The sequence below is a fragment of the Thermodesulforhabdaceae bacterium genome, from assembly GCA_037482015.1.
In the GTDB taxonomy this organism is placed as follows: Bacteria; Desulfobacterota; Syntrophobacteria; order Syntrophobacterales; family Thermodesulforhabdaceae; genus JAOACS01.
The window spans coordinates 1-6,160 of sequence record JBBFKT010000026.1 but is presented as its reverse complement, the minus strand read 5'-3'; the positions used below and the strand labels follow the sequence as shown (position 1 = coordinate 6,160).

Annotated in this window: 8 protein-coding genes and 1 tRNA gene; 7 read left to right on the top strand and 2 right to left on the bottom strand. The window is 43.9% G+C overall.

Features of this window, described 5'->3' with window-relative positions:
- The first annotated feature begins 361 nt into the window (after positions 1 to 361).
- Positions 362 to 437, top strand: a tRNA-Ala gene (locus WHS38_12385).
- Between the two features lie 113 nt (positions 438 to 550).
- Here WHS38_12385 and WHS38_12380 read toward each other — a convergent pair.
- Together WHS38_12380 and WHS38_12375 are read right to left on the bottom strand one after the other, a co-directional pair.
- Positions 551 to 1,222 carry a nucleotidyl transferase AbiEii/AbiGii toxin family protein gene (locus WHS38_12380; protein MEJ5301774.1) on the bottom strand — a complete coding sequence of 224 codons (672 nt, stop codon included), beginning with the start codon at positions 1,220 to 1,222 and terminating at the stop codon, positions 551 to 553.
- Complete coding sequence (locus tag WHS38_12375; GenBank protein MEJ5301773.1) at positions 1,223 to 1,504, bottom strand: hypothetical protein; 282 nt, start codon at positions 1,502 to 1,504, stop codon at positions 1,223 to 1,225. It lies immediately after the preceding gene.
- 223 nt (positions 1,505 to 1,727) lie between these two features.
- Here WHS38_12375 and WHS38_12370 point away from each other — a divergent pair, with 223 nt between their 5' ends.
- The 6 genes from WHS38_12370 (at position 1,728) to WHS38_12345 (ending at position 5,753) form a co-directional block, all read left to right on the top strand.
- On the top strand, positions 1,728 to 2,120 hold the full coding sequence (locus WHS38_12370) for a response regulator (protein MEJ5301772.1): 393 nt from the start codon (positions 1,728 to 1,730) through the stop codon (positions 2,118 to 2,120).
- Positions 2,121 to 2,309: 189 nt separating this feature from the next.
- The gene (locus WHS38_12365) at positions 2,310 to 2,729 is read left to right on the top strand and encodes a universal stress protein (GenBank protein ID MEJ5301771.1); all 420 of its coding nucleotides are present in this window, start codon (positions 2,310 to 2,312) and stop codon (positions 2,727 to 2,729) included.
- A 25-nt stretch (positions 2,730 to 2,754) separates the two neighbouring features.
- Complete coding sequence (locus WHS38_12360) at positions 2,755 to 3,057, top strand: DVU0150 family protein (GenBank protein ID MEJ5301770.1); 303 nt, start codon at positions 2,755 to 2,757, stop codon at positions 3,055 to 3,057.
- A gap of 27 nt (positions 3,058 to 3,084) precedes the next feature.
- Positions 3,085 to 4,164 carry a sulfite exporter TauE/SafE family protein gene (locus WHS38_12355; GenBank protein ID MEJ5301769.1) on the top strand — a complete coding sequence of 360 codons (1,080 nt, stop codon included), beginning with the start codon at positions 3,085 to 3,087 and terminating at the stop codon, positions 4,162 to 4,164.
- Positions 4,165 to 4,191: 27 nt separating this feature from the next.
- Positions 4,192 to 4,791, top strand: a complete 600-nt coding sequence (locus WHS38_12350; protein ID MEJ5301768.1) for a DUF4881 domain-containing protein — start codon at positions 4,192 to 4,194, stop codon at positions 4,789 to 4,791.
- A 155-nt stretch (positions 4,792 to 4,946) separates the two neighbouring features.
- Positions 4,947 to 5,753, top strand: coding sequence for a hypothetical protein (locus tag WHS38_12345; protein ID MEJ5301767.1), 807 nt, complete (start codon positions 4,947 to 4,949; stop codon positions 5,751 to 5,753).
- Positions 5,754 to 6,160 lie beyond the last annotated feature (407 nt).

Here is a 6,160-nt window from a genome sequence, read left to right as displayed (position 1 = left end):
TCGGTCTATTTTTCTGGCTTTTCTGATAAACATAGCGAAGCAATAATATCTCAATGCATTGGCTTTGTCAAGGACAATTAACCTCTCTTCTGACACTACATTAAGATTTCTACCCTGGCCAATCCGTAATTTCAATAAGTTAGACTTCCCAAAAGAGGCAAAAATGCCATTTTCGCCACAAAAAGTGGCGAACTTGGGTTAGTTGCATAAGTCTGGAAAGGTCTTCCAGGTTGAGTTCCATCCCTGCTCTTTCTGTGGGCTATGTTACCTAGTCACCCCATAAGGGAAGTTTTCCAATACCCTCAGAAAACTATTGACTAACGCAGGGATATGCTGATATATGAAATGTCACCCTGAAGGTGGGGCTGTAGCTCAGTTGGGAGAGCGCTTGAATGGCATTCAAGAGGTCAGGGGTTCGATTCCCCTCAGCTCCACCACAGATTCATACCATACCTCAAAAAATAAGCCTTATCGCTTAAAAAACTAAGATTTTGATTTTTTTTGCGAGTTTTACATGCTAATGGAATCTTTTTCTGAGGAAATTCTGAAACTATTGAAAGCTTTTTAGATCAGCAATAAATTTCTCAAACGATTTAGCCACAAACTCAGCATCTGGCTCCACATTAAAAATTTCTTTCCACCTCTCTCGATTAAGCTTTAATTGAGAAAACCTATCTACAAAGTATTGAGATAAAACATCCCACCGCAAGGCGATATGATCCCAGCGGTAATGAAGTATCTTCAGAAAGTCTTCTGGAATGTTGTCTTCAAAAAGACATAGCACCGACACAAGATCAACAATATCACGCTCCTTATAGTAATAAGACCGATAAAAAAGCTTCTTTCCTACTATTTCCCACGGACGTTCTACATTGATTGTCCGACCACCATAAAACATTAACTCACATTTAACAATAGGATCACTGGTAAGAAGAGGTGCTGCAATAAAATCTATGTCACCACTTGAAAGTTCTAGCTTGACGAAATTGGACTGTTCCACAAATCTTCCCCCACATATTTCTTCGGCAAAGCTATTAGTTCTTGGGCTGACAAATGGCACCAACTGTATGTCATATAAAAATATATCGATATCTTTGCTGATGCGCGGACACTTCCAAAATTCGTACAGAGCGGTTCCGCCGCCAAATCCCCAAGCATGATCTGGAATTCCTGCGCTGTCGATTATTTTCAGCGCTTTCCTAAACAGTTCCAGAAACATCATCTATTCTAAAAATTCCTTTAATTTTATAACACCAACCCCCAGTTGTTCAACAACCGCGGCCAGCTCACGCATATCCTGCAACGTGAAATTATTTTCGCGCAAAAAGCCTATCACCATTTCACTCGGCTGGCTGAAAAATTCATCTATCCATATAAGATACCTGCTGAGAATATCTTCACTTTTCCGTTCCATTAGCCTACGCAACACTTTCACAAGATCGGAAGCCGACAAAAAATCCACCGTGTTGCGGTTTAAGGTTATTTCGACCATTTCTGAATACATACGCCCAAGCCCCATTCTAATACTTTATCCTATGCTCCTAGCATCAAGGCATCCGATTTTTTATAACATCAAAACTATCTTAGTCCTAGAATACATCGTCCACAACCAAAATCGAAAAGATAATTTCAAGCATACCACCCCCACCGTGGCACATTCTTTGATGATGCATGCCAAACGGGATGTCTGATTCTGGTTAGTCACGATAACAAAGAAGGAACATGCCATGAACGGGAAGGTTTACATTTTAATTATTGATCCTGACGAAGACACTCAGGATTTTTTCTTTAGAGCTCTTACAACTCAGGATCGCCTTCAGTGTTTTGTTTCATCCACAAAAGAAGAAGCCCAAAGTATTCTAAACGCCTTTTCTATCGATCTTATTCTCATGGACATCGGTATAGCAGGACCACCGAATTTTGTAACACTACGAGAGATTCTTTCTTGTTGGAGCCATGCTGTTGTTTTGCTTACTGGTTCCATCCACCAGACCTGTCACATGAAGGATGCAGTCTCAATAGGGGCTCACGGCTACCTGATAAAACCTATCTCATTGTATTCACTGAGAAAAATTGTCAATTCTTTTACTAAAGAAATCGCTACTGTCAACATAAAGTGACAGAAGTGTCTCTCGCTAGGTTACAAAATAGGGCTTCCACCAAAATCTCACACCGATAAAAGGCTATGAAAGCCTTGAATAGATGGAGGGTTTTCACGATTGTGCAATTCGGCACGTTCATTGCTGGTAATGAGAAATGAAGTCGGAAGCAAGGTGGATTACGAAAACAGCAACAGGGAGGTTCAGACAATGGGACAAAGAATCCTAGTAGCAACCGATGGGTCAGAACACGCCATGAAGGCAGTTCAAAAAGCCTTGGAATTTGCGGAAAAGGAGAGTGCGGAAGTAACCATAATTTCTGTAGCATATTATGCCAAGGATTTTTTTGATGAAATGCCTCTCAACATCCAGACAAAGCTTGAGAATCAAGCAAAATCAGCTCTGGATCGTGCAAAGGCTCTGTTTGATGAAAAGAATATCCCCGTAAAGACTCATCTGGAAGCCGGCTTAGTTCCAGCAAACAACATCCTTAGATTCGCACAGGAACAAAAGTTCGACATCATAATTCTGGGAAGTACGGGCATTTCGGGTTTTATGAGAACTTTAATCGGCTCAACAGCCGCAAAGGTAGTAGCCCAGGCACCTTGCAGTGTCCTGGTTGTAAGATAAGACTTTCAAAAAGGAGGTATGGGAGATGATGAAAAGGCTTTTTTCAACGATACTTGGTATGTTTACTGCGGTAGCAGTGTTGCTACCCACTATGGCCATGGCTGCTGGTGGAGGCAAAGTGGCGAATGTTGTTATCGTTGCCGATCCACGAAAGGTTCACGGAGTTTTGGCCTGGTGGGCAAACCTTTATAACGAAAGCCACATCTACTTCGCTCTCCTTACGATAATCATCATCCCCTTGATAGGGGTAATATTCGGGCTCGTTGCTGACTGGGTAATGTCTTCCATGGGTATCGACTTAAAATCTCGGGAACTTGCAGAACACTAAACCATAAAAGAAGAAGGAGGCAGGACTATGGACTGGCTATACATCACTATGCCGATTGCAGGTGTGCCGATTTTCTGGCCAGGTTTGATTATCCTCGGTATCGGTGTAGGTATCATAGGGGGATTTTTCGGAATGGGTGGTGCCTGGATGGTAACGCCAGGGCTTAATATCCTGGGTTTCCCTATGGCCTTTGCTATCGGAACAGATATCGCTCACATGGCCGGAAAATCTCTGATCTCTACAATGCGCCACGGCAAGTTCGGAAACGTGGATTATAAGCTCGGTCTTATCATGCTGATAGGAACGGTTGTTGGTTTTGAGGTGGGTGCTCAGATGGTCATGTGGCTCGAAAGAATTGGAAATGTCGAAAAGGTTGTGCGATGGCTTTATGTCTTTCTCCTGCTCTTCATAGCCTGGATGGTCTTCTACGATGTCGCAAAGAGAAAACGTAAGGAGAGAGAAGCAAAACTGGCGGGCCGTGAAGTAGATAAACTTGCAACAGGTATAGAGTGGCACAAGACCTTACATAAAATTCGTATTCCCCCGATGATGCACTTCAGAGCAGCGGGAATCTATTGCTCCATGTGGCTTCCCGTTATGGTAAGTTTCTTTACGGGATGGCTTGCGGGAATCCTTGGAATTGGTGGTGGTCTTATCCGCATGCCGGCTCTTATCTACCTGGTTGGATGTCCAACTCACGTAGCCGTCGGAACAGATCTTTTCGAAGTAATGATCTCAGGGCTATACGGAGCAGCAACTTACACTTACAAAGGTAGAACTGAACTTCTAGCCGCTGTCATCATGCTTATTGGAGCGTCTGTTGGGGCTCAGGTCGGGACTGTTGCCACAAAGTATATAAAGGGTTACGGCATTAGAATTGCTTTTGGATGGGCTGTTATTGGTTGCATGGTTTCCGTGGTCCTGAAACTCATTCCTTCCTATGTTCCTGGTGTGAAGGATATTTGCGGCACTCTGGCAACCATCGTGGTGCTAGGGGTTGTTTCCATTTTGAGCCTTTACATTGCCGTGCGCATGGTTCAGGGAGCCAGGAGGGAAATTGCGATCAAAAAACAGCAGCGTATGGCAACGGAGAGCCATGGCGCATAAAACCACTCATTACATGGAGGAGATTCCATGAGAGTTCTAAACAGATTAATCATAACCCTTGCGGTTTTAACTCTAGCTATATCAGGGTGCAATTTTGGAAAGGTGGATCAGGGAAGGACCTTAAAGTATGACAAAGAAAAGAAGATAGTAACGATTATAAGAGATATGGGCGATGAGAAAAATCCCAAGTATGACGGTTCCCCTGTGTCCTACAAAATGCCTGATGATCCAAATGAGATTGGTCCTGAACCAAAAGCTGGTGGAAGACTGAATCTCGATGTGGTAAAGCAACAAATCACCATCTTCAATCCGTCTTCTAATAAGATAGAAACCATTCCTATAACTATCGTTGATAGGAAAGAAAACGTCGAAAAGGATAGTCCTCTGGTATTTGATGCATCTCAGGGTAAACCAAAGAAATTCCCGGTAGTGGATAAGGATCGCAAGACTATAACGGTCTATTCATCCAGACAGAAACTTCTTGTGACATTTTCCCTTCCCGAAGAATACTTCACCCTTCCAGCCGACACATGGGATTCTGGTGATGTGGTTCGGATCTACTACAAAGAGGATGGCAAGGCGAAACGGTTCATGAATGTAACGAGAACTGACATATACAAGAAGTAATAAGGACACAGGGGTAAACCGAAAGGGCGGGCTGGCTAAAAGCTCGCCCTTTCCATTTAGAAAAATGCGTTTGCTTACGAAAAAACACAGACAAGAAAATAGTTAGTGACATCAAGCCTTTTTGCTATTTCCTTTTTCTCTTCGGGAGGATGAAAATGGACGTATCTCTTTTCAACAGGCGCAAAAAACTTGGGATCATGTGCGCTATTTGTTGTCTTGTCTTTTTGATTGCTCTTGTTGATGGTCTTTTAGCCCGTTTCAGGCAAAATCCCCATGAATTTCACGTTCTTCCAGGGGCTCAAATTTCGGTCATTGGTCCTCTCCCACCTGACATACAGGATCTTGAAAAACTGAAGTTAACAATCATTCCGGAAAAAGCCATCCGGGTTACTCTGCTGGGAACTAAAACCGGTTACTGGTTAGGCGGCACTCTTTGGCAGGGCGTCATAGAAATCCTCCCGGAAGCTTCCCAAGGGAAATATATCGTGAAAGTAACAGCTCCTGCTCCCCACGACAAAAAACCTCTTAGAGAATTCACCATCTTTGTGCACAGTGGACAAAAAGATCTTCAGAAAGTGTCTCTTTCAATGTTCAGGCGATATATGGGTATAAATCCATGGATTGTTTCTTGCGGAGCTTTGGGAACTGCTTTATTCCTTGGAGGAACTCTTTTTCTGCTTTCATCCCGGATTGACCGACTTCTTCGCTTAGAAGGATTTGGGGAGATTTACAGAGTTATTTTTGATCATGAGGGGCGGAAAACCTATGTATTCTTTGGGCTAGGGAAAAAAGATGGAATTTCAGAAGAGGACATATTAGAAGTCTTTAACACAGATGGGAAAAAGGTTGGACGAATTGAGGCAAAAGACGTTTACGAAGGTGACAGCATCGGATTGTGGAAAGAAGGAGACATCCTGCCGAAGCCGGGCTTTTTAGTAAAGAGGCAAGGATCATTTTCCTGATGGGCATGGCATGTCCCTACAATATGACAACCGCGATGGTTATCACTGCGATCTTTTCTGAACCTTCACTCACACTTCACTTGAAAGTGTTTGAAAAATTTTTCCCGACAGCGTTTTCCTGACAATAGGCTCACAGGTAATTGGGATAGGGGCGGTCGATTTGACCGATCCCCTCCCACACCACCCGGAATGCGGGTCCGCACCGGGCGGTTCGAGAAGTTGAGCAGGCAGCTGCTGCGGCCTTTGCTGACTCCTCGCTCCGGTTCATCACCGTCACCCTTTCAGGTGTAAGGCGAGATCTCCCCTGGTAAGAACGCACTCCTTCACTGCACAACCGCCGAATTTACGCCACTTCGCCTTGATCACGAGAGCTTCGCAGACTTCGGCCCGCTCGCCCTGCTCCACAC

Bases quoted from the DNA above. Each gene is read 5' to 3' on its own strand.
- WHS38_12360 (MEJ5301770.1), top strand. From the start codon at position 2,755: ATGATGAAAAGGCTTTTTTCAACGATACTTGGTATGTTTACTGCGGTA.
- WHS38_12350 (MEJ5301768.1), top strand. From the start codon at position 4,192: ATGAGAGTTCTAAACAGATTAATCATAACCCTTGCGGTTTTAACTCTA.
- WHS38_12380 (MEJ5301774.1), bottom strand. From the start codon at position 1,222: ATGATGTTTCTGGAACTGTTTAGGAAAGCGCTGAAAATAATCGACAGC.
- WHS38_12345 (MEJ5301767.1), top strand. From the start codon at position 4,947: ATGGACGTATCTCTTTTCAACAGGCGCAAAAAACTTGGGATCATGTGC.
- WHS38_12355 (MEJ5301769.1), top strand. From the start codon at position 3,085: ATGGACTGGCTATACATCACTATGCCGATTGCAGGTGTGCCGATTTTC.
- WHS38_12370 (MEJ5301772.1), top strand. From the start codon at position 1,728: ATGAACGGGAAGGTTTACATTTTAATTATTGATCCTGACGAAGACACT.
- WHS38_12365 (MEJ5301771.1), top strand. From the start codon at position 2,310: ATGGGACAAAGAATCCTAGTAGCAACCGATGGGTCAGAACACGCCATG.
- WHS38_12375 (MEJ5301773.1), bottom strand. From the start codon at position 1,504: ATGTATTCAGAAATGGTCGAAATAACCTTAAACCGCAACACGGTGGAT.